The organism is Cellulomonas sp. NEAU-ZC6 (assembly GCF_056844425.1).
The window spans coordinates 743,458-765,397 of record NZ_JBXFYH010000001.1; the positions used below are offsets into that span (position 1 = coordinate 743,458).

Annotated in this window: 20 protein-coding genes; 13 read left to right on the plus strand and 7 right to left on the minus strand. The window is 74.2% G+C overall.

The genetic code is table 11. From position 1 onward, the window contains the following. Window positions 1–41 precede the first annotated feature (41 nt). From pknB to AC1050_RS03505, 3 genes are all read left to right on the plus strand, one after another. Window positions 42–2,060: a Stk1 family PASTA domain-containing Ser/Thr kinase gene (gene pknB / locus AC1050_RS03495; protein ID WP_482385986.1), complete on the plus strand. Its 2,019-nt coding sequence runs from the start codon at window positions 42–44 to the stop codon at window positions 2,058–2,060. Window positions 2,061–2,125: 65 nt separating this feature from the next. Next, on the plus strand, window positions 2,126–2,506 hold the full coding sequence (locus AC1050_RS03500; RefSeq protein WP_482387232.1) for a helix-turn-helix transcriptional regulator: 381 nt from the start codon (window positions 2,126–2,128) through the stop codon (window positions 2,504–2,506). Window positions 2,507–2,511: 5 nt separating this feature from the next. Continuing rightward, complete coding sequence (locus AC1050_RS03505; RefSeq protein ID WP_482385987.1) at window positions 2,512–2,928, plus strand: VOC family protein; 417 nt, start codon at window positions 2,512–2,514, stop codon at window positions 2,926–2,928. Between the two features lie 84 nt (window positions 2,929–3,012). Here the strand turns inward: AC1050_RS03505 and AC1050_RS03510 are convergent, their stop codons facing one another. The 3 genes from AC1050_RS03510 to AC1050_RS03520 form a co-directional block, all read right to left on the minus strand. Beyond that, entirely contained in the window at window positions 3,013–4,365 is a 1,353-nt protein-coding gene (locus tag AC1050_RS03510; RefSeq protein WP_482385988.1) for a class II 3-deoxy-7-phosphoheptulonate synthase, read from the minus strand. Further along, window positions 4,365–5,585 (minus strand): pyrophosphate--fructose-6-phosphate 1-phosphotransferase, encoded by a 1,221-nt coding sequence (locus tag AC1050_RS03515; protein ID WP_482385989.1) that lies wholly within the window; start codon window positions 5,583–5,585, stop codon window positions 4,365–4,367. Before AC1050_RS03515 ends, AC1050_RS03510 begins: the two co-directional genes overlap by 1 nt. Window positions 5,586–5,722: 137 nt before the next feature. Next, on the minus strand, window positions 5,723–6,499 hold the full coding sequence (locus tag AC1050_RS03520; protein WP_482385990.1) for a lysophospholipid acyltransferase family protein: 777 nt from the start codon (window positions 6,497–6,499) through the stop codon (window positions 5,723–5,725). Between the two features lie 87 nt (window positions 6,500–6,586). Here AC1050_RS03520 and AC1050_RS03525 point away from each other — a divergent pair, with 87 nt between their 5' ends. After that, a complete protein-coding gene (locus tag AC1050_RS03525) occupies window positions 6,587–7,261 on the plus strand; it encodes a hypothetical protein (RefSeq protein ID WP_482385991.1) in 675 nt (224 codons plus the stop codon). A gap of 35 nt (window positions 7,262–7,296) precedes the next feature. On the opposite strand, the gene AC1050_RS03530 is transcribed toward AC1050_RS03525, so the two are convergent. Then, the gene (locus AC1050_RS03530; protein ID WP_482385992.1) at window positions 7,297–8,241 is read right to left on the minus strand and encodes an ROK family glucokinase; all 945 of its coding nucleotides are present in this window, start codon (window positions 8,239–8,241) and stop codon (window positions 7,297–7,299) included. A 271-nt stretch (window positions 8,242–8,512) separates the two neighbouring features. Here AC1050_RS03530 and AC1050_RS03535 point away from each other — a divergent pair, with 271 nt between their 5' ends. Further along, complete coding sequence (locus AC1050_RS03535; RefSeq protein ID WP_482385993.1) at window positions 8,513–10,324, plus strand: AMP-dependent synthetase/ligase; 1,812 nt, start codon at window positions 8,513–8,515, stop codon at window positions 10,322–10,324. Between the two features lie 7 nt (window positions 10,325–10,331). On the opposite strand, the gene AC1050_RS03540 is transcribed toward AC1050_RS03535, so the two are convergent. Further along, window positions 10,332–11,669: an NYN domain-containing protein gene (locus AC1050_RS03540; protein ID WP_482385994.1), complete on the minus strand. Its 1,338-nt coding sequence runs from the start codon at window positions 11,667–11,669 to the stop codon at window positions 10,332–10,334. Window positions 11,670–11,793: 124 nt separating this feature from the next. Here AC1050_RS03540 and AC1050_RS03545 point away from each other — a divergent pair, with 124 nt between their 5' ends. Further along, window positions 11,794–13,755, plus strand: a complete 1,962-nt coding sequence (locus AC1050_RS03545; RefSeq protein WP_482385995.1) for a DEDD exonuclease domain-containing protein — start codon at window positions 11,794–11,796, stop codon at window positions 13,753–13,755. Window positions 13,756–13,762: 7 nt separating this feature from the next. Next, window positions 13,763–14,044: an Lrp/AsnC family transcriptional regulator gene (locus tag AC1050_RS03550; RefSeq protein WP_482385996.1), complete on the plus strand. Its 282-nt coding sequence runs from the start codon at window positions 13,763–13,765 to the stop codon at window positions 14,042–14,044. A gap of 93 nt (window positions 14,045–14,137) precedes the next feature. Here the strand turns inward: AC1050_RS03550 and trpD are convergent, their stop codons facing one another. After that, window positions 14,138–15,190, minus strand: a complete 1,053-nt coding sequence (gene trpD, locus AC1050_RS03555) for an anthranilate phosphoribosyltransferase (RefSeq protein WP_482385997.1) — start codon at window positions 15,188–15,190, stop codon at window positions 14,138–14,140. Further along, entirely contained in the window at window positions 15,187–15,621 is a 435-nt protein-coding gene (locus AC1050_RS03560; protein WP_482385998.1) for a response regulator transcription factor, read from the minus strand. Before AC1050_RS03560 ends, trpD begins: the two co-directional genes overlap by 4 nt. Window positions 15,622–15,818: 197 nt before the next feature. Here AC1050_RS03560 and ctaE point away from each other — a divergent pair, with 197 nt between their 5' ends. The 6 genes from ctaE to AC1050_RS03590 all read left to right on the plus strand — a co-directional run bounded on the left by ctaE (window position 15,819) and on the right by AC1050_RS03590 (window position 21,899). Then, window positions 15,819–16,466, plus strand: a complete 648-nt coding sequence (gene ctaE / locus AC1050_RS03565; protein ID WP_482387233.1) for an aa3-type cytochrome oxidase subunit III — start codon at window positions 15,819–15,821, stop codon at window positions 16,464–16,466. 64 nt (window positions 16,467–16,530) lie between these two features. Further along, window positions 16,531–17,334, plus strand: coding sequence for a cytochrome bc1 complex diheme cytochrome c subunit (gene qcrC, locus AC1050_RS03570; protein WP_482385999.1), 804 nt, complete (start codon window positions 16,531–16,533; stop codon window positions 17,332–17,334). Next, window positions 17,331–18,356, plus strand: a complete 1,026-nt coding sequence (gene qcrA, locus AC1050_RS03575; protein WP_482386000.1) for a cytochrome bc1 complex Rieske iron-sulfur subunit — start codon at window positions 17,331–17,333, stop codon at window positions 18,354–18,356. Before qcrC ends, qcrA begins: the two co-directional genes overlap by 4 nt. Further along, window positions 18,353–20,110: a cytochrome bc1 complex cytochrome b subunit gene (qcrB, locus tag AC1050_RS03580; RefSeq protein WP_482386001.1), complete on the plus strand. Its 1,758-nt coding sequence runs from the start codon at window positions 18,353–18,355 to the stop codon at window positions 20,108–20,110. Before qcrA ends, qcrB begins: the two co-directional genes overlap by 4 nt. Before the next feature lie 292 nt (window positions 20,111–20,402). Beyond that, a complete protein-coding gene (locus AC1050_RS03585) occupies window positions 20,403–21,032 on the plus strand; it encodes a superoxide dismutase (protein WP_482386002.1) in 630 nt (209 codons plus the stop codon). Between the two features lie 279 nt (window positions 21,033–21,311). Continuing rightward, a complete protein-coding gene (locus tag AC1050_RS03590) occupies window positions 21,312–21,899 on the plus strand; it encodes a dihydrofolate reductase family protein (RefSeq protein ID WP_482386003.1) in 588 nt (195 codons plus the stop codon). Window positions 21,900–21,940 lie beyond the last annotated feature (41 nt).

The following is a 21,940-nucleotide window of genomic DNA, read 5'->3' on the forward strand; positions in this document are numbered from 1 at the left end:
CCTGCGGGGCCTGACCCGGACGCGCCCGTAGACTTCGGCCCGTGGGAGCAACCGTCACCGATCCGCTCGTCGGCCAGCTGGTCGACGGGCGCTACGAGGTCGTGTCACGCATCGCGCGCGGCGGCATGGCCACGGTGTACCTCGCGGTGGACCGCCGGCTGGACCGGGACGTCGCGCTCAAGGTCATGCACCCGCACCTCGCCGAGGGCGGTGCCGGCTCGGACTTCGTCGCCCGGTTCCGCCGCGAGGCACGGGCCGCCGCGCGCCTGACGCACCCCGGCCTGGTCGGCGTCTACGACCAGGGCGTGGACGGCGGCACGTCCTACCTGACCATGGAGTACGTCGACGGCGTGAACCTGCGCCGGTACCTGTCGGAGCGCGGCTCGCTGACCGTCGGCGCGGCGCTGGACGTCACCGAGCAGGTGCTCGACGCCCTGGCCGCCGCGCACCGCGCCGGCCTCGTGCACCGCGACGTCAAGCCCGAGAACGTGCTGATGGCGTCCGACGGCCGGATCAAGGTCGCCGACTTCGGCCTGGCCCGTGCGGTCACCGAGGTCACCTCCACGACGACCGGGACGGTGTTCGGCACCGTCGCCTACCTGGCGCCCGAGCTCGTCGTCCGCGGCGCCAGCGACGCCCGCACCGACGTCTACGCGACGGGCGTCCTGCTCTACGAGATGCTCACCGGCGCGCAGCCGTTCACCGGCGAGACGCCGATCCAGATCGCGTTCCAGCACGTGAACTCCGACGTGCCCGCGCCGTCCGACGCCACCGACGCCGGCTGGCTGCCCGTCGAGGTCGACGAGCTGGTCGGGGCGCTCGCCGCGCGCGAGCCCGACGACCGGCCCGCCGACGCCGGCGCCGCGCTCGCGCTGCTGCGCCGCACCCGGACCGCCCTCGACGCCGCGACGCTGGACCGCCGGGTGGACGTCGCCCCGGTGGTCGCCCTGCCCCAGGCGACCGACCCGGAGCAGGACGACACGGGTGCGACGCGCTCCGGCGCCACCCCGGTCCCGGGCGGGGCCGCCGACGACGCCCGGGGCGACACCACCCGGATCGACGCACCCGGCCGCACGGTCGCGCTGCCCATCGGCGCGGTGTCGGTCTCCGGGACCGCCGCCGACGCGGTCGACCGACCCCGTCCCGGCCGCCGGAGGGTGTGGGCCTGGGTGGTCGCCGCCGTGCTGCTGCTGGCCGCCGTCGGCGGCGGGACGTGGTGGTACGTCGCCGTCGGACCCGGTGCCTACACGACCGTCCCGGCCCTCGCGGAGCTGACCGAGGACCAGGCCCTCGACGCGCTCGACGCCGAGGGCCTGCGCAGCGACGTCGTGCAGGCCTTCGACGACGAGGTGCCCGCGGGCTCCGTCGTCTCGACCGACCCCGGCGACGGCGAGCGGGTCCGCAAGGACGGGACGGTGACGGTCACCGTCTCGCGCGGTGTGGACCTGGTGACGGTGCCCGAGGGCGTCGTCGGCGTGCCGCAGGCCGATGCCGAGGCGGTGCTCACCGGGGCGGACCTCGCCACCGACTACGTCGAGGGCGACCACTGGGACGACGCCGCCGCGCTCGGCCAGGTGCTGAAGGCCACGGACGCCGATGGTGCCGACCTGGTCCCCGGCACCCAGGTCAAGCGCGGCTCGACGGTCCTGCTCACCGTCTCCGACGGTCCCGCCCCCGTGACGATCGTCAACGTGGTGGGCGCGTCGGTGGACCAGGCGACGTCGCAGCTGGAGAGCATCGGCCTGAAGGTCGCCGCCGAGGAGGTGTTCAGCGACACCGTGCCCGCCGGCGACGTCGTCGCGCAGGACCCGGCGGGCAGCACCGAGGCGCACCGGATGGACACCGTGACCCTGCAGGTGTCGAAGGGCCCGGAGACGGTCGCCATGCCGAACCTGACCGGCAAGCAGTACGAGGAGGCCGCCGCGGCGCTCGAGGCGCTGGGGCTGAAGGCGCAGCGCCAGAACGTCCTGGGCGGGCTGTTCGGCACGGTCCGCGACCAGAGCGTCGCGGAGAACCAGCAGGTCCCCAAGGGCAGCACCATCACGCTCACGGTGGTCTGACCCGGCACGAGGAGGCACGCGTGACCCTGGACGACCTCGTCCGGCTGCGCCGGGCGCGGGACCGGATGGACCGCGACTACGCCCAGCCCCTCGACGTCCCGACGCTGGCGCGCGACGCGCTGATGTCCGCGGGCCACTTCTCCCGCAGCTTCCGGGCCGCCTACGGCGAGACGCCGTACGCGTACCTGATGACCCGCCGCATCGAACGCGCCAAGGCGCTGCTCCGCCGCGGCGACCTCAGCGTGACGGAGGTGTGCATGGCCGTCGGCTGCACCTCGCTCGGCTCGTTCAGCACCCGGTTCACGGAGCTGGTCGGGGTGAGCCCGAGCGCCTACCGGGCCCGCTCGCACGACGCGGGCGCGGCGATCCCGGCGTGCGTCGCGAAGATCCGCACGCGACCGGTCAGGAACGAAGAAGCCACGCCGCGACCCGCGGCCCTAGCGTGACGGGCATGGACCTCACCCTCTCGCAGTGCTTCATCGCCGTCGACGACCACGAGGCGGCCATCGCGTTCTACCGGGACGTCCTCGGCCTGGAGGTACGCAACGACGTCGGCTTCGAGGGGATGCGGTGGGTCACCGTCGGCTCCCCCGCCCAGCCGGACGTGCACATCGTGCTGGAGCCGCCGCTGGCGGACCCCGGCGCCTCGGCGGCCGACAAGCAGGCGATGGCCGAGCTGCTGGCCAAGGGCCTGCTGCGCGGCGTCATCTTCGCCACCGACGACTGCGACGCCACGTTCGAGCGGATCCGGTCCGCCGGCGGCGAGGTGCTGCAGGAGCCGATCGACCAGCCGTACGGGGTGCGGGACTGCGCGTTCCGCGACCCGTCGGGCAACCAGCTCCGGTTCAGCCAGCGCAAGACCGCCTGACCCCGGCGTCCGCCGGTACGACGACGCCCGCGCCACCGCCGCCCCGTGGGGCCGGTGACGCGGGCGTCGTCGTGCGCCGGGACGTCAGGAGCGCCGGAGCAGCTCCACGACCTGGAACGCGAGCTCCAGCGACTGCTGGTGGTTCAGCCGCGGGTCGACCAGCGTCTCGTACCGCCGCGCGAGGCCGGCGTCGTCGATCTCTTCGGCACCACCGAGGACCTCGGTGACGTCGTCGCCCGTGAGCTCCATGTGCAGCCCGCCCGGGACCGTGCCCAGGGCGCGGTGCACCTCGAAGAACCCGGCGACCTCGTCCATCACGTCGGAGAACCGGCGGGTCTTGTAGCCGGAGGCCGAGGTGATGCCGTTGCCGTGCATCGGGTCGCAGACCCAGGTGACCGGGCGGCCGTCGGCCGTGACCTTCTCCACCAGGCTCGGCAGCAGGTCCCGGATCTTGCTCGCGCCCATGCGGGTGATGAACGTGATCCGGCCCGGCTCCGCGCTCGGGTTGAGCTTGTCGATCAGGCGCAGCGCGTCGTCCGCGGTGGACGTGGGCCCGAGCTTGATGCCGAGCGGGTTGTGCACGCGGCTGAAGTAGTCGACGTGCGCGCCGTCCAGCTGCCGGGTGCGCTCCCCGATCCACAGGAAGTGCGCCGAGCAGTCGTACGGCAGCCCGGTCCGCGAGTCGATCCGGGTGAGCGGCCGCTCGTAGTCGAGCAGCAGCCCCTCGTGGCTCGAGTAGAAGTCCACGGTGCGCAGGGCGTCGAAGTCGGCGCCGCACGCGGCCATGAACCGGATCGCGCGGTCGATCTCGGCGGCGATCTCCTCGTACCGGGCGTAGGCCGGGTTGGCGGTGAACCCGCGGTTCCACTCGTGCACCCGCAGCAGGGACGCGAAGCCCCCGGTGGTGAAGGCGCGGATGAGGTTCAGCGTCGACGCGGACGTGTGGTACGCGTCGAGCAGCCGCTCCGGGTCCGGCGTGCGCGCCTCGGGCGTGAACTCGAAGCCGTTGATGATGTCGCCCCGGAACGCGGGCAGCGTGACGCCGTCGCGGGTCTCGGAGTCGGACGAGCGCGGCTTGGCGTACTGCCCGGCCATCCGGCCCATCTTGATGACGGGCAGGCTGGCGCCGTAGGTGAGCACGACGGCCATCTGCAGCACCGTCATGATCTTGCCGCGGATGTTGTCGGCCGTGGCCTCCGCGAAGGTCTCGGCGCAGTCACCGCCCTGCAGGAGGAACGCCTCGCCCCGGCCGGCGGCCGCGAGCTGCCCGCGCAGCGCGTCGGCCTCCCCCGCGAACACCAGCGGCGGCAGGCCCGCGAGCCGGTCGGTGACCCGCGTCAGCGCGTCCCGGTCCGGCCACGCCGGCTGCTGCGTGACCGGCAGGTCCCGCCAGGCGTCGAGCCCGGCGAGCACCTGCGGATCGGCCTCGACGCTCATCAGTGCGCCGCTGCGGGCACCAGGGACTGCCCGATGCCCTCCAGGAGCTCGCCGAACCACGCCTGCTGGACGTCGAACGCCTTGCCGCCGGCGATCCGCGGGAACGCGATCGCCTTGAGGCGGTCGCCGTCCTCCTCGTCGTGGCCGATGACGCCGGCCTCGCCGCGCAGGGCGCACTCGACGGCCAGGTCGGTCATCGACTTGATCAGGCGCAGGTCGTCCGCGTTCGCGGCCGCGGCGCGCGAGTAGTAGCCGGACTTCTGGACCATGACCTTCTCGGCGCCGAGCTTCTCCGCGAACTGCTTCGCGAACCACTGGCCCGGGTTGATCGTGTCGAGCTTGACGTGGCCGAACGGGTCGCGCGGCACCTCGGCGCCGGAGGCCTCGAGCTGCTCGACGATCTCGTGCATGCCCGCACCCTCGGACAGGAAGATGTTGACGTTGCCCTGCTCGTCCATGATCGCCTTGAGGCGCGCGGCCTCGGCGTCGATGTCGAGCGCCAGCTCGGGCAGGAACACGGCGTGGATGTCCCAGCGCTCACGCGTCAGGCCCAGGGCCGGGGCCCACTCCTGGCGGTCGAGCCACTTGCGGTACTCGGCGGCGGACGCGGCGGTCAGCCAGCCGCAGTGCCGGCCCATGACCTCGTGCACGATCAGCATGCGCGGGCCGGAGCGGTGCTCGCCGATGACGTTCGCGGCGAAGCCGGCGGCCTCCTCGGCGGCGGTCCACGCGCCGAGCGACTGCTTGATCGGCACCACGTCGTTGTCGATGGTCTTCGGCAGGCCCACGACGGTCAGGCCGTAGTCGTTGTCCGCCAGGTACGCGGCGAGGTCCGCGGCGGTGGTGTTGGTGTCGTCGCCGCCGATGGTGTGCAGGACGTCGACGCCGTCGGCCTTCAGCCGCTCGGCCGCGACCTGCAGCGGGTCCTCGCCCTCGGCGACCAGGCCGCGCTTGACGCAGTCGGCCGCGTTGGTGAGCTTCACCCGCGAGTTGCCGATCGGCGAGCCGCCGAACTTGTGCAGCAGGTGCGCCTGCGCGCGGCCCTCGGCGTCGATGACGATCTTGTCGCCGCGCAGGAGCCCGTAGTAGCCGTGCTGGTAGGCGATGATCTCGACCTCGGGGGCGATCTCGGTGTACCGCTCGATGAGACCACCGACGGCCGAGGACAGGCACGGAGCGAAGCCACCCGCGGTCAGGAGCGCGACGCGACGAACCGACATGAGACACACCTCTCGTTGAACTGCACAGCTGGGCGTTTCCCGGCCGCGCGGCCACTCAAGGCGACGCGTGCGGCCTGGACCCGGGACCGAGGTCCTGGGACGTCCGGCGCCGACGGGCGCGGACGGACGGGCTCATCCTACTGAGCCGGGGCGTCGTCCTCCGGCGGGACCGGAACCTGGACATCGGGCACGGCGCGGCCGCCGGGGGCGGTCGGCTCGGGCGCGGCCTGGCCGGTCGCGGCGGGGTGCCCGGTGGCGATCCGGGCCTTCTGGGTGGCCGCGTAGATGTCGACGTACTCCTGGCCCGACAGGGCCATGAGCGCGTACATGATCTCGTCGGTGACCGAGCGCAGGATGAACCGGTCGTTCTCCATGCCGCGGTACCGGCTGAAGTCGAGGGGCTCGCCGATGACGACGCCGATCCGGCGCGGGCGCGGCAGGCGCTGGCCGAGCGGCTGCGCCTTGTCCGTGTCGATCATCGCGACGGGGATGACCGGGGCGCCGGACTCGAGGGCCATGCGCGCCACGCCGGTCTTGCCGCGGTAGAGCCGGCCGTCGGGGCTGCGGGTCCCCTCGGGGTAGATCCCGAAGAGCTTGCCCTCCCCCAGGCGGTTCAGCCCGGTGCGCAGCGCCGCCTCGGACGCCTTGCCGCCGCTGCGGTCCACGGGGATGGTGCCGACGCCGCGCATGAAGCCGGCGGTCAGCCGGCCCTTGAGGCCCCGCCCGGTGAAGTACTCGTTCTTGCCGATGAACACGATCTCGCGGTCCAGCACGAGCGGCAGGAAGAACGAGTCGACGACGGCCAGGTGGTTGCTCGCGAGGATCGCGGCACCGCTGCTCGGCACGTGCTCCGCGCCCCGTACCCAGGGACGGAACAGCAGGTGCAGCAGCGGGCCGACGAGGACCCGCTTCATGAACCAGTAGAACAACCTGCCACCTCTCGCCCTTCGTGACCGCGGGACACCCGCGCCCCTCGGTCCGACCGACTCTAGAGTGCTGCCATGGCTCCGCGTCCCGATCGTCCCGACCCGTCCCCCGAGGGCGACGAGCCCGACGGCGCCCGTGATGCCCACGGCGACCGTCCGGACGACGCCGGGGACCGGGTCACCGACGAGCAGTGGGCCGCGATCGTCGCCGACCTGCGTGGCGACGACGGCCCGAGCGGTGCGGCGGAGCCGCCGACCGCCGCCGCCGCAGGCCAGGACGACCCGCGGACGTCGTCCGGTCCCGCCGTAACCTACCCCGTCGCACCCTGGGTCACCGACCGGCGCGTCGTGCGACCCGCCCGTCCGGACGACGCCGCGGCGCCCTCGGCGCCCGCATCCCCCGGCGCGCCCGCCGGCGACGACGCCGCGGGGCCCCCGTCGTCCGGGCGCGACTGGGACGCCACCGGGCAGATGGACGACGCCGAGCGCCGGGTCGACGAGGCGGAGCACTTCCGGCCGCCGGACCCCGGCCCGGTGCTGGGCGGGGACCCGCTGCTCACCATGGCGTGGTTCGCCGTCGCCGGGATGCCGGTGGTGTGGCTCGTGGTGCTGATCGCGTGGCGCGACGCGCCCGCCGTGATCATGCAGGCGTCGGTCGTGGTGTTCGTGCTCGGCCTGGTCGTGCTGATCTGGCGGATGCCGCACCGGCGCGAGGACCGGCACGACGACTCGGACGGCGCCGTCGTCTGACGCGCCGCCCGGGGTCGTGCCGGCCGGTCCGCGGGTCAGCGGCGCGCGAGGTCCGCCGCGCCGACGATGCCCGCGTCGTTGCCCATCGACGCCAGCGCGAAGGTGGCCTCCGGGCGGTGGCCGCGGGCGGACAGCTGGTCCAGGAACGCGCGGCGGGCCGGCGCGAGCAGCAGGTCGCCGGCCGCGCTCACGCCGCCGCCGATCACGACGATCGAGGGGTCCAGCAGCGCCGCGACGGACGCGGAGCCCTCGCCGATCCAGCGGCCGAGCTCGGCGAGCAGCTCGACGGCCAGCGGGTCGCCCTCCTGGGCGGCCGAGGTGACGTGCGGGCCGGTCAGCGCGTCGGCGTCGCCGCCCGCCAGCTCCAGCAGCCGGGCGCCGCGCTCGGGCTCCTTGATCAGGGCGGACTGGGCGTCCCGCACCAGGGCGCTGCCGGAGGCGTACTGCTCCCAGCAGCCCTCGTGCCCGCAGCCGCAGTAGTGCCCGCCGGGCACGACGCGCATGTGGCCGACCTCGGCCGCGACGCCCCAGGCGCCCAGCACGAGCTCGCCGTTGACGACGATCGCGCCGCCCAGCCCCGTGCCGATGGTGAGCAGCAGCATGTCCTGCTCCTCGCGCGCGGCACCGAACCGGAACTCGGCCCAGCCGGCGGCGTTGGCGTCGTTCGCGACGACGATCTTGACGTCCTCGCCGATCTCCTTGGCGACGATGTCCCGCAGGGGGTGCTCGCGCCAGGGCAGGTTCGGGGTGAACAGCACGGTGGCCTGGTCGGTGCCGATGAAGCCGGGGGCCGCGAGGCCGATGGCGCCGATCTCGTGCTGCTCGGCCAGCTCCTGGCACGCCTCGATCACGCCGCGGTCGACGCTCGCGGAGTCGCGCGGGTCGGTCTCGCGCCGGGTCTTCGCGATGATCCGGCCGTCCTCGTCGACCACACCGGCGGCGATCTTCGTCCCGCCGATGTCCACACCGATGGCGTGCATGCTGTCCTGCTTCCGCGTCGAGCTCTGGGCCTGGGGCACGCGAGCGGCCCGTCGCGACCGGGACGCTGCAGCACCGGTGCGACGACGGCGGCACTGCGCGCGTGCGCCCCCACGCTAGCGTGCAAACCGGGCGACGCCGCACGCGCCCGGCGGCCTCCGCTCCGGTCCGCGGCCGACCACCCGGACGGACGACGGCGCGGACGCCACCTTCTAGGACCGAAGTCCCTTATGCTGCGGACACCTTCCGACCTCTGACGATGGAGCCAGACTCATGGAGGAGTACAGCAGCCCCCTGCTCGTCGACGTCGGTCCGCGGGAGAACCTCGTGGACCTGCTCGCGGCGCGCGTCGCCGCCACCGGCGACGGCCCGCTCATCGAGTACAAGACCCCGGGCACCGGGACGACCTGGCAGACCGTCGGCGCGCACGAGTTCGACCGGCGCGTGCGCGCCGTGGCCCGCGGGTTCGTCGCGCGCGGGGTGTCCCCCGGCGACCGCGTCGGCATCATGTCCCGGACCCGGTACGAGTGGACGCTGCTCGACTGGGCCCTGTGGACCGCCGGCGCCGTGCCCGTCCCCGTCTACGAGACCTCGTCGGCGGAGCAGGTGCACTGGATCCTCACGGACGCCGCGGTGACGCTGCTCGTGGTGGAGTCCGCCGCGCACGCCGCCACCGTCGCCGAGGTCCGCCCGGAGACCCCGCTGCTGCAGGACGTGCTCGTCCTGGACGACGGCGCGGTCGCCGACCTCGAGGCCGCCGGCGCGGACGTGCCGGACGCGGAGATGGAGCGCCGGCGCCGGGTCGCCGGCCGGGACGACCTCGCCACGCTGATCTACACGTCCGGCACCACCGGGCGGCCGAAGGGCGTCGCCCTCACGCACGGCAACTTCGCCGTGCTGGCGCGCAACGCCGTCGAGGGCCTGCACGAGGTCGTCGCCACCCCGGGCGCGCGCACGCTGCTGTTCATGCCGCTGGCGCACGTGTTCGCGCGGTTCGTCGAGGTGCTCTGCGTGCCCGCCGGCGCCGTGCTCGGCCACACGCCCGACACCAAGCAGCTCCTGACCGACCTGCAGGAGTTCCGGCCGACGTTCATCCTGTCGGTGCCCCGCGTGTTCGAGAAGGTCTACAACTCGGCGGAGCAGAAGGCCGCGGCCGGCGGGAAGCTGAAGATCTTCCAGTGGGCCGCGCGCACCGCGATCGCCTACTCCCGGGCGCTGGACGCCGGCCGGCCGGGTCTCGCGCTGCGGGCGCAGCACGCCCTGGCGGACCGGCTGGTGTTCCACAAGCTCCGCGACGCCATGGGCGGGCGGGTCGAGTGGGCGATCTCCGGCGGCGCGCCGCTGGGCGAGCGGCTCGGGCACTTCTTCCGCGGCATCGGCATCAAGGTGCTGGAGGGGTACGGCCTCACCGAGACCACCGCTCCCGCCACGGTCAACATGCCGGGGCGCACCCGGATCGGCAGCGTCGGGCTGCCGCTGCCCGGCACCTCCGTCCGGATCGCCGCCGACGGGGAGGTCGAGGTCCGCGGGCACCAGGTGTTCGGGCACTACCACCAGAACCCCACCGCGACGGCCGAGGTGTTCGACGACGGCTGGTTCCGCACCGGCGACCTCGGGTCCCTGGACGACGAGGGCTACCTGCGGATCACGGGACGCAAGAAGGAGATCATCGTGACCGCGGGCGGCAAGAACGTCGCGCCCGCCGTGCTCGAGGACCGGCTGCGCGCGCACCCCCTGATCAGCCAGGTGGTGGTGGTCGGGGACGGTCGGCCGTTCATCGGGGCGCTCGTGACGCTGGACCCCGAGGGCCTGCCCGGCTGGTGCGCGGCCCAGGGCCGGCCCGAGCTGACGGTCGCGGAGGCCGCGCGGGACGCCGGCGTGCGCGCGTCCATCGACGAGGGGGTCGAGCGGGCCAACCGGGCGGTGTCCCGCGCGGAGTCGATCCGCAAGTACCGGATCCTCGACCACGACCTGACGATCGCGAGCGGGCACCTGACGCCCAAGCTGAGCGTCCGGCGCACCCACGTGCTCAAGGACTTCGCCACGGACGTCGAGGCGATCTACCGCGAGGACACCACGGGCTGAGGGCGGTTCAGACCCGGCCCAGGCGGGCCAGGAGCGTCGGCGACGGGAGCACCCGCGCGCCGGCGGCCTCCGCGTCCGCGCCGAGCGCGCGGTCGCTGGTGACGACGAGCACCACGCGGCCCGCGGGCTCGGCGCGGACCAGGCGGCGGATCAGGTCGTCGGCGATCTCCCCCTGCGAGAACAGCACCCGCACGCCCCGCGGTCCTGCGGGGCCGCGGGTGCCCGGCTCGGCCTCCTGCCCGTCGAAGCAGCACGTCACCTCGGCTCCCGTGCGCCCCGCGAGGTTCGCCAGCCGCTCGGTCAGGCGACGGCGCTGCTCGGCGAGCGGCTGGTCCGGCCACGCGAGCTTCGACACGTTGTAGCCGTCGACGACCAGGTGGGCCCGCGGCATCCGGAGCAGGTCGTCCAGCAGCGCGGGGTCGTCGGCGCCCCGGCCGCGGGACGTGGGCCGCGGGCCGGGCGCGGCGTCGGCCGGCGCCGGGGCCACCAGGTCGGCGGGCATCCGGGACGCCGGCGGCAGCGCCAGCTCCGTGCGCAGCGCGGCGCCGGCCTCGACGACCGTGTCCAGCAGCAGCCGCACGCGCACCTCGGCGAGCTCGCGCAGCGCCGAGGCGTCCTGGCGTGCGGTGCGGGCGAGGTCGTCGGCGCGGCGCCGGTCGTCGTCCGCGCGGGCACGGACCCGCGCGGTCTCCGCGTGCACCCGCTCGGCCGCGGCGGCGACCTCGGCCGCGTGCTCGGCGGACCGGCGCGCCTCGGCACGGGCCCGGTCCGCGTCGGCGCGCAGCCGGCGGGCGTCCTTGCGCAGCGCCGCCAGCTCGGCCTCGGCGGCGTCGGCGCGCTCGGTCTCCGCGGCCAGCCTCGCGGCGAGCCGGCGGACCTCGGCCTCGGCACGGTTCGCGCGGTGGGTGTCGTCCGGCGCCGGGGGCAGGTCGACCGGGGCGTCGGCGGTCACGGGGTCGCCGTCGGGCGCCGCCTCCCGCGGGTCCAGCGCCGAGACCCGCGCCGCCCAGCCGTCGGGCCGCAGCAGCACCGCCCCGACCGCCAGCGCGAGCCGGTCCTCCGGCGCGGCCGGTCCCGGGGGGTCGGCGAGCAGGTCGGCGGCGAGGCCGGGGTGGGCGTGCGACCACGCCCGGGCCACGCGGGCACGGAACGCGTCGTCCCGGTCGACGGCGAGCCACAGCGGCCCCGCGCCCGCCGCCGCCCGCCGGCGCGGCGCGAACCGGCGCACCGCCGCCAGCGACGCCGGGACCGCGGCGGCGTCCAGCGTGCCGAGCACCTCGGCGGCCAGCGGCAGCACGGCGGCGCGCACGGCGTCCGGGACGGCGTCTGGGGTGGGCTCGGACATGCGGCACACCCTACGGCCGCGCAGGTCGCGGGGGCCGGGGCCCGGCCGGGAGCCCGCCGGAGCCCGGCCAGGGGCCCGCCGGGGCCTGCGGGCGTGTCGGAGGCGGCGGTTAGCGTCCACTCCCATGGTCCACCGGTCCCCCGTCCCCCCGCGCGCCGAGCTGGCGCAGCCGCTCGTCGGGCGACCCGTCCAGGTCACGCTGGACGACATCGGGACCCCGCTGCACGACGTCACGTTCGTCGTCGTCGACCTCGAGACCACCGGCGCCGCGCCGGGCCAGTCCGCCATCACCGAGATCGGCGCCGTCAAGGTGCGCGGCGGCGAGGTGCTGGGCGAGTTCCAGACGCTCGTCGACCCGGGCGGGCCCGTGCCCGCGCAGATCCAGGTGCTCACCGGGATCACCACGGCGATGGTGATCGGCGCGCCGCGGATCGCCGAGGTGCTGCCGTCGTTCCTCGAGTTCGCCCGCGGCTCGGTGCTGGTCGCGCACAACGCCCCGTTCGACGTCGGGTTCCTCAAGGCCGCGGCCGCCGAGACGGGGCACGCGTGGCCCGGGTTCCCGGTCGTGGACACGGTGCGGCTCGCGCGGCGGGTCGTCACGCGCGACGAGGCGCCGAACCACAAGCTCAGCACCCTGGCGGCGCTGTTCCGGGCGACCGTCGTGCCGGAGCACCGCGCGCTCGCCGACGCGCAGGCCACGGTGGACGTGCTGCACGCGCTGCTCAGCCGGCTGGCGCCCCTGGGCATCACGCACCTGGAGGACCTGGCCACCGCGGCCGACGCGGTGCCGGCGGACGTCCGGCGCAAGCGCACCCTCGCCGACGGGCTGCCCGACGCCCCGGGCGTGTACCTGTTCCGCGGCCCGAACGACGAGGTGCTGTACGTCGGCACGTCGACCTCGCTGCGCAAGCGGGTGCGCAGCTACTTCACCGCGGCGGAGAAGCGCTCCCGGATGCGGGAGATGGTCCGGATCGCGCACGCCGTCACGCCGGTGGTGTGCGCGACACCGCTGGAAGCGTCCGTCCGCGAGCTGCGCCTCATCGCCGAGCACACCCCCCGGTACAACCGCCGGTCCCGCTCCCCCGAGCGCATGCCGTGGCTGCGCCTGACGGCCGAGGCCTACCCGCGGCTGTCGATCGTGCGCGACGTCCGGGACGACGCGACGCACATCGGGCCCTTCGCGTCGCAGGGCGCCGCCCAGTCCGCGCTCGAGGCGCTGCACGACGCGTTCGCGATCCGGCGGTGCACCGCCCGGCTGCCCCTGGTGCCGGCGCCGGGTGCCACGGCGTGCCACCTCGCCGAGATCGGTCGCTGCCCCGCGCCCTGCGTCCGGCCCGAGGCCGCCGCGGAGTACGCGCGCACCGTCGAGGACGTCCGCACCTCGATGCTCACGGACCCCGCCGCCGTCGTGGACGCGCACGCCGACCGGATCCGGGCGCTCGCCGGCCAGGAGCGCTACGAGGAGGCCGCCGGCGTGCGGGACCGGCTCGCCGCGTTCCTGCGCGGGTCGGCGCGGTCGCAGCGCCTGGCCCCGCTCGCCGCGTGCGCCGAGCTGGTCGCCGCCCGGCGCACCGACGACGGGGGCTGGGAGGTCGTCCTGGTCCGGTACGGCCGGCTCGCGGGCACCGCCCTGGTCCCGCCCCGCACCGACCCGGTGCCCGCGATCGACTCGCTCCGGGTGACCGGGGAGCACGTGCCACCGCCCGTGCCCCCGGCGCCGGCCGGCCACCCGGAAGAGGCCGACCTCGTGCTCGCCTGGCTCGGGCGCCCCGGGGTCCGGATCGTCAGCGTCAGCACGCCGTGGGCCTACCCCGTCCGGTCGGCGCAGGCGCGCACGGACCCGGCGGACGCGGTGGCCGCGGGCCGGGTGGCGTCGGACCTGGCGGCGCTCGACGAGGAGCCGGGCGGGACGACCTCGGCGGAGGCGGCCCTGGCCGCCGCGCTCGCCGCCACCGGGGCGCAGGGCCCGACCGGGGCGCAGGGCCTGACCGGGTCGCAGGGCCTGACCGGGACGCCGGACCCGACCGGGACACGAGGCCCGACCAGGACGCAGGGCCCCGACGCGGAGGCGCCCGGCGCGGCATGATGGCGTCATGCTGACCGCCATCGTGCACATCGACACCGACGCCGCCCGCATCCCCGAGGCCGCCGCCGCCATCGCCGAGATCCCGGGCGTGAGCGAGGTCTACTCCGTCACCGGCGGCGTCGACCTGATCGCCATGGTCCGCGTGCGGCAGCACGAGGAGCTCGCGGACATCATCGCGGACCGGGTCAGCAAGGTGCCGGGCGTCGTGCGCACCCAGACGTTCATCGCGTTCCGGACCTACTCCCAGCACGACCTCGACCAGGCGTTCGCCCTCGGCATCGAGGACTGACCGGCCCGGGACCGCACGAGGTCGAGGGTTCGTCGCCACGAACGGCACGGAGACCCTCGACCTCGCCGGGAACCCTCGACCTCACGGTCCGGGTCAGGCGGAGGCGGCCGCCCAGCGGGTGAGGACGTCGGCGGCCGCGCCGGAGTCGACGGCGCGGGCCGCGTGCTCCAGGCCGGCGCGCAGGCGCGGGACCAGGTCGCCCCCGGACGCGCCCGTCCCCGGCAGGCTGCCGTCCGCCACCAGGGCCGCGGCGGCGTTGAGCAGCACCGTCTCGCGGGACGGCACCGCCTCGCCCGCCAGCACGGCCCGCGCCACGCCGGCGTTGAACGCCGCGTCGGCGCCGCGCAGGTCCGCGACCGTCAGCCGCGCCAGCCCCAGGTCGGCGACCGGGTCCAGCACGTGCTCGGTCACCGCGCCGCCCTCGACGTGCCACACGTGCGACGTGCCCGTCGGCGCGAGCTCGTCGAGCCCGTCGTCGCCGCGGAACACCAGGGCGTCGGTCCCCCGCCGCCCGAGCACGCCGGCGACCAGGCCGGCCATGCGCGCGTCCGCCACGCCGATCGCCGCGGCCGCGGGCTGCGCCGGGTTGGTCAGCGGCCCGAGGAAGTTGAACACCGTCCGGATGCCCAGCTCGCGCCGGGCGACGGCGACGTGCCGCATCGCCGGGTGGAAGGTCAGGGCGAAGCAGAACGTGATGCCGACCTCGCCCGCCAGCTGCGCGACGCGCTCGGGCGTCTGGTCCAGCCGGATGCCGAGCGCCTCCAGCACGTCCGCCGAGCCGGAGGACGACGACGCGGCGCGGTTGCCGTGCTTGACCACCCGCACCCCGGTGCCGGCGACGACGACGGACGCCATCGTCGAGATGTTGACGGTGTGCGCGCGGTCGCCGCCGGTGCCGACGATGTCGACGGCGCGCCCGGGCACCTCGAACCGCAGGGCGTGCGCCAGCATCGTGTCGGCCAGCGCGGTCAGCTCCGTGACCGTCTCGCCCTTGGACCGGAGCGCGACGAGGAAGCCGGCGACCCGCGCCGGCGAGGCCTCACCGGCCATGATCTGGTCCATCGCCCACGCGGTCTGGGCCTCCCCGAGGTCCTGCCCGTCGACGAGCGTCGTGAGCAGGTCGGACCAGGTGACGGGCTCGGTCATGCGGCGGGGGTCCGCGACAGCAGGCCGGCGACGGCGGCGTGCAGCTCGACCGGGTCGAGCGGCTGGGACACGACGGCGTCGGCGTCGGCCCAGGCGGCGAGCCACGCGTCCTGCGGGCGCCCGGTCAGGACGAGCACCGGCGGGCAGCGGAACACCTCGTCCTTGACCTGGCGCGCCAGGGCCATGCCGCCGACCTTGGCGGCCTCCCCGTCGAACACGAACAGGTCGTACTGGCCGGTCCCGGCCTGCTCCAGCGCGGCGTGCGGGGTGGCGACCTCGCTCCACCGCAGGTCCGGCGCACCGCGGCCCAGCCGGCGCCCGACGCCGAGGCGCACCTGCGCGCGCGTGTCGGCGTCGTCGCTGTAGAGCAGGATGCGCGGGCCCGGCTCGGCCGCGGCGGCGGTCTCGTCGTGGGCGCGGTCAGCAGCCATGGTGGTCCTTCGCTCGTGCGGGGACGCGGCGCGCGCGTCCGGTGCCTGCATCTTGGCACGCCACCACCGGCCCGGTCCCGGGACCCGGCGGGTGGTCGCGCGGACCCGCGCGAACACGCGGAACGAGGTGACGATGTGACAGAAACCTCGGCGACGCCCTGGGACTTGTGACCCATGTCGGCGCGTTATCGGCCATACTGACGTGCGTGACGACCGCAACGGCTGCCCCCGCCTCCGCTCCCCATGTGAGCGTCAACCGACCGAACCCCGTGTCGGTCGGGACGATCGTGTGGCTGGCCTCGGAGCTCATGTTCTTCGCGGGCCTCTTCGCCATGTACTTCACCCTCCGGTCGACGGTGCCCGAGGAGTGGGCCGTCCAGACCGAGAAGCTCAACATCACCTTCGCGCTGATCAACACGACGGTGCTGGTGCTCTCCTCCGTGACGTGCCAGATGGGCGTCTGGGCCGCCGAGCGGTTCCAGCCCGTGCGCTCCGGCAGCCTGCTGAACGTCAAGGGCTGGGGCATGAACGAGTGGATGACCCTGACCTACGTCATGGGTGCCTTCTTCATCGGCGGCCAGATCTTCGAGTACGCGGAGCTGGTCCACGAGGGCCTGACCATCTCGTCCAGCCCCTACGGCTCCGTCTTCTACCTGACGACCGGCTTCCACGGCCTGCACGTGGTCGGCGGCCTCATCGCCTTCCTGTTCCTGCTCGGGCGCTCGTTCACGTCCAAGCGGTTCGGGCACCACGAGGCCACCACCGCCATCGTCACGTCCTACTACTGGCACTTCGTCGACGTGGTCTGGATCGCGCTGTTCGCGACGATCTACCTGATCAAGTGACGCAGCACCACCAGCACCCCCGCACCACCGACGCCCCCCGCACGCCCGAGACGAGGATCCATCCGTGAAGGCACTCGCCGCCCGCAGGCACCACCGGTCCGCACCGGTGGTGCTGCTCCTGCTGGCGCTGCTGCTCACCGGAGCGGTGTACGCCATCGCCCAGCCCGCCAGCGCCGACGCGGCGCAGGCTGCGGCCAGCGAGAGCGACATCGCCGCCGGTCAGAAGCTGTTCCAGGCCAACTGCGCCACCTGCCACGGCCCGACGGCCGAGGGCCGTGAGGCGGTCGACGGCGGCGCCGGCGGCCCCTCCCTCATCGGCGTCGGCGCCGCCGCGGTCGACTTCCAGGTCGGCACCGGCCGCATGCCCGCCCAGATGAACGGCGCGCAGATCCAGGCCAAGCCCGTGCAGTTCGACGACGAGCAGATCGCCCAGCTCGCGGCCTACGTGGCCTCGCTCGGCGCCGGCCCGTCGATCCCCACGGAGGAGCAGGTCGACCCGGCCCTCGGCGACGTCGCCACCGGTGGCGCGCTGTTCCGCACCAACTGCGCCATGTGCCACGGCGTCACCGGCGCCGGCGGCGCCCTGTCGCAGGGCAAGTGGGCGCCCGCGCTGGACGACACCACCCCCGCGCACCTGTACGAGGCGATGCTGACCGGCCCGCAGTCCATGCCGGTCTTCAACGACGCCAACATCACCCCGGACGAGAAGCGCGACATCATCGCCTACCTCGACACGCAGCGGGAGGGCTCGCCCGGTGGCCTGACCCTCGGCTCGGTCGGCCCCGTCAGCGAGGGCCTGTGGGCCTGGGTCGTCGGTATCGGCCTGCTGATCGCCGCCTCGGTCTGGATCGGAGCCAAGTCCTCGTGAACGCGCACCACGACCCCTCGACCGACCTCACCACCCGGGACGGCGACGCGCTGCCCGAGCGGTTCGAGGACCCGGGCATGCACGAGCACCACGAGCGGCTCGGCGACACGGACCCGAAGGCCAACAAGCGCGCCGAGCGCCAGGTCGTCGTCCTGTTCGCCCTGTCGATCCTGGGCACCATCGGCGCGATCGTCGCCTACGCCCTGGTCCCCCCGGGCGAGACCGTGCAGAGCATGCGCGCGTCCAACCTCGCGCTCGGCCTGACGCTGTTCCTCAGCCTGGCGGGCATCGGCTTCGCCGCCGTGCACTGGGCCAAGGCGCTCATGAACGACCGCGAGCAGTCCGAGGACCGCCACGCGATCCGCAGCTCCGACGAGACCCGCACCGGGGCCGTCGAGGCCCTGCGCGCCGGCGCCAAGGACTCGGCCATCGGCCGCCGCGGCGTGCTCAAGGGCGCCATGGTCACCTCGCTCGCGCTCTTCCCGCTCGCCATCGCCGTGCCGCTCATCGGCAACATCGGCGGCGACTGGGACGTCTCGCGCTCCAAGCGCACGCTCTGGAAGCGCGGCACCCGTCTGGTCCTGGACCCGACGGCGCGCCCGATCAAGGCCGCCGACGTCACGATCGGCTCGGCCTTCCACGTCATCCCCGAGGGCCTCGAGGAGACGGACCACCCGCTGAACGAGAAGGCCAAGTCCGTCGTGCTGATGGTCCGCATGGACCCGCGCGACATCAAGTCCGAGCAGGGCGAGGGCTGGAGCTACGACGGCATCGTCGCGTTCTCCAAGATCTGCACCCACGTCGGGTGCCCGGTCGCCCTGTACGAGCAGCAGACGCACCACATCCTGTGCCCGTGCCACCAGTCGACCTTCGACGCCGCGGACGGCGCCAAGGTGGTCTTCGGCCCGGCCAAGCGCCCGCTGCCCCAGCTGCCGATCACTGTCGACGACGAGGGCTACCTCGTCGCGCAGCACGGCTTCGATCAGCCTATCGGCCCGTCCTTCTGGGAGCGCCTCACGTGAGCACCGTCGACTCCCCCAGCGCACCGCTCTCGCGGAGCGCACGCGCGGCGGGTGGGACCGCCGACTACCTCGACCAGCGGACCGGTGTCGGCGCCGCGGTCAAGGAGTTCGCGCGCAAGATCTTCCCCGACCACTGGTCGTTCCTCCTGGGCGAGATCGCGCTGTACTCGTTCGTGGTGCTGCTCATCTCGGGCGTCTTCCTCACCATGTTCTTCGTGCCCTCGATGACCGAGGTGCACTACCACGGCCCCTGGGCCGCGATGGACGGCGTGCAGATGTCCGAGGCGTTCGCCTCCACGCTGCGGCTGTCGTTCGAGGTCCGTGGCGGTCTGCTCATGCGGCAGATCCACCACTGGGCCGCGCTGATCTTCATGGCGTCGATCGTCACGCACATGATGCGCGTGTTCTTCACCGGCGCGTTCCGCAAGCCCCGCGAGCTCAACTGGGTCGTCGGCTTCACCCTGATGATCCTGGGCCTGCTGGCCGGCTTCTCCGGCTACTCGCTCCCCGACGACGTGCTCTCCGGCAACGGCCTGCGCATCGCCGACGGCGTCGCCCGCGCGATCCCGATCGCCGGCTCCTACATCTCGTTCGCGCTGTTCGGCGGCGAGTTCCCGGGGACCGAGCTGATCCCGCGCCTGTTCACGCTGCACATCCTGCTGATCCCGGCGCTGATCCTCGCACTGATCGGCCTGCACCTGCTGATGGTCGTGCTGCACAAGCACACCCAGTACCCGGGCTCGGGCCGGACCGACAAGAACGTCGTCGGCTACCCGCTGTTCCCCGTGTACGTGGCCAAGGCCGGCGGCTTCTTCTTCGTGGTGTTCGCCGTCATCGCGCTGATGGCCGCGACCATGACGATCAACCCGGTGTGGAACTACGGGCCGTTCGACCCGTCGATCGTCGGCGCCGGCGCCCAGCCGGACTGGTACATGCTGTTCCTCGAGGGCGGCCTGCGCCTGATGCCGGGCGGCGCCGAGTTCGTGATCGGCGAGTACACGATCTCGCTGAACATCCTGGTCCCGGGCGTGATCATCCCCGGCATCCTGTTCACGACGCTCGCGCTCTGGCCGTTCATCGAGGCGTTCGCGACCGGCGACAAGTCCGAGCACCACGTGCTGGACCGCCCGCGCAACGCGCCGTTCCGCACCGCGGCCGGCGTCTCGATCCTCACCGCGTTCATGGTGCTGATCCTGGCCGGGTCCAACGACCTGCTGGCCACGCACTTCCACCTGTCGATCAACGACATCACGTGGGCGTTCCGGGTGCTGTTCTTCGTCGGCCCGGTCATCGCGTTCTGGATCACCAAGCGCATCTGCCTCTCGCTGCAGCGCAAGGACCGCGAGCTGGTCCTGCACGGCCACGAGACCGGCCGCATCGTGCGGTTCGCCTCCGGCGAGTACATCGAGGTGCACAAGCCCCTCGACGCGCACGAGCGCTGGCTGCGCGTCCAGCACGGCCCGCGCCGCCCGATCGAGATCGAGCCCGCCGAGGACGCCCGCGGCGTGCGCCGCAAGGGCTACCGGATCGACGCGATGCGCAAGCGCCTGTCGCACGTGTTCTACGAGGACCGGGTCGAGCCCGTCACCCCCGCCGAGCTCCGCGCGGCGCAGTCGCACGGCGGGCACGACGCCCTCCCGGCGGCGCACGACGGGCACGAGGGTGCGCGCGAGGAGCTCACGGCGGGCGCCGGCAGCGGCACCCGGCACCTCGCTCCCGAGCAGGAGGACACCGAGGGCACGCAGCACCCGTGATCAGATGCTGAACAGGCTCTGACCTGGGGAATCATCCGCACCGACCGGTCGTTCGACCTGGTAGGCGCGGATCGTCCCCACCGACCACGCCCGGGCACCAGCCGGCCACCAGCGCCGGCGGGGTTCGGGCGTCGTCGTCGGCGGGGACGGACCGGCCGCACGTCCTGGCGGGGTCCTCGGGCACCGCCCGCACGGACGTGGTACGACTACAGGAGGTGCGCCTGCGCGGCGCACCGACTGCGACGACTCACGTCGCGGCGTCAGAGCCGCGACCCGAGCAGAAGAGGCACTGATGGCTGACTACACCCTTCCGGACCTGCCCTACGACTACGCGGCGCTGGAGCCGCACATCTCCGGTCGCATCATGGAGCTGCACCACGACAAGCACCACGCGACGTACGTGGCCGGCGCCAACACGGCGCTGGAGAAGCTCGCGGCGGCCCGGGAGTCCGGCGACTTCGGCGCCGTGGCCGGTCTCGAGAAGACGCTCGCGTTCAACCTCGGCGGGCACGTGAACCACTCGGTGTTCTGGGAGAACCTCTCCCCCGACGGCGGAGACAAGCCGGTCGGCGAGCTCGCCGCGGCGATCGACGAGTTCTTCGGCTCGTTCGACAAGTTCCAGGCGCACTTCACCGCCAACGCCACGACGATCATGGGCTCCGGCTGGTCCATCCTCGCGTGGGACTCCATCGGCCAGAAGCTCGTCATCGTGCAGCTGTACGACCAGCAGGGCAACATCCCGCTGGGGCTCGTGCCGATCGTCGTGCTGGACATGTGGGAGCACGCCTTCTACCTCGACTACGTCAACGTCAAGGCGGACTACGTCAAGGCGTGGTGGAACATCGTGAACTGGGCCGACGCCGGCGAGCGCTTCACCCGCGCCCGCACCCAGACCGCCGGGCTGATCGTCCCGTCGCTCTGAGCGCCGTCTGAGCACCGCCTGAACGCCGCGGAGGCCGGTCGCACCCCTACGGGAGCGACCGGCCTCTGCCGTGCCCGCATGGGGCCCGGCACGGCGCCTCCGCCGCGCGCGTCGCTCCCCTCCCCCGGTCCGCGCCCGGTCCCCGCCCGTCCCGGGGCGCAGACCGGACCTGGTCACGCGGCGGCGAGGGCCGTAGCGTCGGGCACGCCGGGGTCGGTCCCGGCCAGCGGTGCACGGGCGGGCGCGGCAGACGTCCGGCCGGCAGAGGGAGGGACTGCGGTGGGCAGCGTGGTGATGTACGGCGCGGTGTCGGTGGACGGCTTCGTCGCGGACGAGGACGACCAGCCGGGACCGCTGTTCGACTGGTTGCTGGGGGGCGACGTGCCCCTGGACGACGGCGGTGCGCTGCGGGTGTCGCAGGCGTCCTACGACTACACCCGGCCGTACTGGGACCGGATCGGCGTCACGGTCGTCGGCCGCCGCGTCTTCGACCTGACCGACGGCTGGGAGGGGACGCCGCCGAGCGGGGTCGACCACGTGGTGGTGGTGACGCACCGCCCGCCGCCGGAGGGCTGGGACCCCGGGGCGCCGTTCCACTTCGTCGACGGGGTCGAGGCGGCCGTGGCCCGGGCGCAGGAGCTGGCGGGCGACCGCGTCGTCGAGGTCGCGGCCGGCGACGTCGGCGGCCAGGCGCTCGCCGCGGGCCTCGTGGACGAGGTGCGGATGGACGTCGTCCCCGTGGTGCTCGGCTCCGGCAGGCGCTACTTCGGGGCGGTCGACGGGCAGCACCTGCTGGAGGACGCCGAGGACGTGGTCCCCGCGGAGCGCGTGCTGCACCTGCGCTACCGGGTGCGCCGTCCGGTCTGAGCCGGAACCGCGGCCGCCTGCGACGACGACGGGCCGGTCAC